The following is a 2,908-nucleotide window of genomic DNA, read 5'->3' as shown; positions in this document are numbered from 1 at the left end:
ATGGGGTCAATTTTGCACGCCGAAACACACTGGCCGATGCCTGCCGGAAGCCGCTTCATCGGCCTCCGCAGATGCTTGACCGCATGAGTTTGGTCCTTCTGAAGGACTTTTGCTTCGGCTGGTAGACAAGACTTGCCAGGGGTGGCGATGCCACTCGATCAGCCCAATGCGCAACATGGCTGACATCCACGCTTTGGGTCGCAGACCGGGCTATAGATCCCGTTACTGCGGCCCAAGGGGTTGATGCGGAAGCGGCGTTTGGTGGAACTTGCCTTGCCTAAGTAGGTCCATAGATCCATGCTGGGGACGAAGATTAGATCGTGGTAGTGCTACCCACATCACTCCGCGAAGCTGGTCTCCGCAATGGCAATCGCTTCATTAGGCTGCCGACGAGTATTGGTCTTGCCTTGCTCCAGAGACGAAAAGCGCTTGTAGGTAGGATGCTTTTCGTCGCCTGGTTGACGGTTATCTCGTGATGTTGGAAGCCTTACATCAGCAGTAAGAACGTCATTCGAGCTTGCCGTCGCGAAGTCGAGCACTGCGAGTGCCACTAATGCCAATGCTGCTGTTGCTGTCGCGATGATCGTTGTTTTGGTTGCCATTTTCATATCCTCAGAGTTTTGGCCCGCGAACCCAGAACTGCGACCTGGAACGCGGGCGCTTGTCGGTGTCTTGAATGAACTACTCAGTTTGGACGAGTAGCGCCTTCGTAGTAGTCGCCTGAGTTGGGCGAAGACACCAAACGGTCGGAGTTCGAAATGGAACCTGTGGAGAAACGGCGATCGACACGAGGTGGGTGTCTTGGCGCGTTATTGTTTCGATCGATCCCGTCGTAGTAATCGCCTCGATCTGTAGCCCACGAAGATGAGGCCGGGGTCATGGCAAGAAGCGCTGCGAATGCAGCCAATACGGCGCTTTTCATTTTAGGTCTCCTGTGGTCGAGCGAGCTTTGCTTTGGCTCCTCGGTTGCTGACCGCGGAAGGCTGGTCAGGAAGCTCAACTGGAGCTTCACTTGGAGAGTGCTTCAGTTCCGACACCGGAAATAGATGTCCATGCGTATAGGCATCTGCTGTAGGTGGAACGGGTTGCCACCCGCCAGATAGTGTGAGTTCGTGCCAAGCCGGGCCCTGAACTGCCTCGGCAAGACACGAAGCTTGCGCTCGATTGCAGCAACCCTTTAGCTGGTGTGCCTTTACAATTTGAACCGACGCGACGGATTGGTGGAATGGACATCTACATCGACGAAAGCATCCATGAGCGGGGCGGGTTCATAGTGCTCACGGCTCTGCACGCCTCTCCTGACCAGATCCGTGAGGCGACAGATGCTCTCTCTCAGTGTGGCTTTTCCCCTGGCTTAGACGAGTTCAAGAGCAGCTTGAAGATGCAAGGAAACGCCCAAGCTCAGGAGTTACGAGAACGTTTTCGTTCGATTATCGGAGGCTGTAAGATTGCCATCGGAGTATGCAGTCTCAATGAACGCAGTGAGTTGATGCAATTGGCGGGACGACTAGGCGGAGCGTTTGCTTCAAGATACCCTGGCGTCATGGCAACAGCTTTCCTTGACCAAGGGATGAAGCACCAATCAACCATTCCTCCCTTGGGCTATTCCATTGTCGCCGATTGCGACTCAAAGCAGGTCATCGGCATTCAACTCGCGGATTGTTGCGCCCATTTCATATCTACAATACTGCTGGACGAGTTAGGTCTTGCAAGGAAGATGGTTCCGAAGAGCCGAATCTATCCCGGAGATGACGGCGAGCTTGAACTTGCATGGGAGCTGTGGGCGTCGATCAGGTATGCCCTCGCGAGCAGCGAACCTGTTCGCCGCAATGACGACGGATTTCCAGAACCATTCATGAAACCGTTCGGCTTAATCTTTTCCGATGGATGCGATGATAAAGTGAAGGAAGCAGCCCAGCACCGGCTCGGCTCTGTGTGGGTTGGCTGCATCCACTAGCGTACAACGGCTGATGGAGCCTTCACGGAGGGCCAGGTAGTATCCCTCGATGCGGTTCGCTGGACGATGTTTGGATCCCTCTTGGGGAGAACATGCTCATCGAAACCTTTAAGCCCATATGGAACCGCGCGCTGCATGGGTTTGGAAACAATGCGCCAGGCAGAAACAGGGAAACGCAATTTCTGTCGCCATGGGACGTCCTGCATCCGGGTCGACAGGCCTTCAAAAAGGCAAAGGACAGCGGCTTGACGCCCGAATTCCTCGTAAAACGACTTGAGGACTACTTTGCGGGTCGTCTAATAAAGAGCCTGCCGCGCCCGATCGAGGAGCAACAAGAGGCAGACCAGACAGAAGCCGTCGACGCTGCGGACAATATCTAGACCTAAGCCCTGTATCCTATCAGTGGACACGACTCGCCGCGCGGACCCACGGCATGATCGTGAACAACAAACTGGTGCAAACATTTTAGTCGACCTCACGCTGCTTAAAGGAGCATCAATGGCTAGGCGATCGATCTTCGACGATGCGTTCAATGAGCTTCGCGGTGAATTTTAAACGGAGCAGAAAATCCGATTTTCTCACTGATATCCAAGGCCAGTTGGAAGAAGATGAGCAGATTTATGAGATCGTGCGGAAGCGACGCTCCGTCGCGAAATATCTCGCCGTCTCATTCGATCGCGCGCTCAACGACAGCGAATTTTCATACTCTGATTTTGATTTAGCACTCGTTGCATTGGATGCGGTTTCCGGAGGGCTGGGCATCACTAAGCCAGTCAACCAAATGCGAGCTTTGCGTTGGAATTCAGATGCCCGGGGATCTAAAAACGGTACTTATTTACCTAGGTCGTCTAAACCCGCAGATCCGACCGTACAGCTTTTTGATCCTGCCTTTTCCAAAGCCACCAATTGGCAAGCGGATCTCGGTGACCTGCCACTGAACTTTCATCCGGC

The 2,908-nt window shown here is 53.8% G+C and carries 4 protein-coding genes; 3 read left to right on the top strand and 1 reads right to left on the bottom strand.

What is annotated here, in order from left to right:
• Positions 1–338 precede the first annotated feature (338 nt).
• The gene (locus tag EO99_RS27800; RefSeq protein WP_156035021.1) at positions 339–602 is read right to left on the bottom strand and encodes a hypothetical protein; all 264 of its coding nucleotides are present in this window, start codon (positions 600–602) and stop codon (positions 339–341) included.
• Between the two features lie 623 nt (positions 603–1,225).
• Between EO99_RS27800 and EO99_RS0125295 the strand changes: the two genes are divergently transcribed.
• The 3 genes from EO99_RS0125295 to EO99_RS27795 all read left to right on the top strand — a co-directional run.
• Positions 1,226–1,957, top strand: a complete 732-nt coding sequence (locus EO99_RS0125295; RefSeq protein WP_029621317.1) for a DUF3800 domain-containing protein — start codon at positions 1,226–1,228, stop codon at positions 1,955–1,957.
• Positions 1,958–1,998: 41 nt separating this feature from the next.
• Positions 1,999–2,337, top strand: a complete 339-nt coding sequence (locus EO99_RS26510; protein ID WP_081852202.1) for an Eco29kI family restriction endonuclease — start codon at positions 1,999–2,001, stop codon at positions 2,335–2,337.
• 152 nt (positions 2,338–2,489) lie between these two features.
• Positions 2,490–2,908 (top strand): hypothetical protein (locus EO99_RS27795; protein WP_156035020.1); only part of this gene is annotated, 419 nt, incomplete at its 3' end.

The organism is Pseudorhizobium marinum (assembly GCF_000705355.1).
Taxonomy (GTDB): Bacteria; Pseudomonadota; Alphaproteobacteria; order Rhizobiales; family Rhizobiaceae; genus Neorhizobium; species Neorhizobium pelagicum.
The sequence above is the reverse complement of the archived record's forward strand: the minus strand, read 5'-3'. Positions and strand labels throughout refer to the sequence as shown.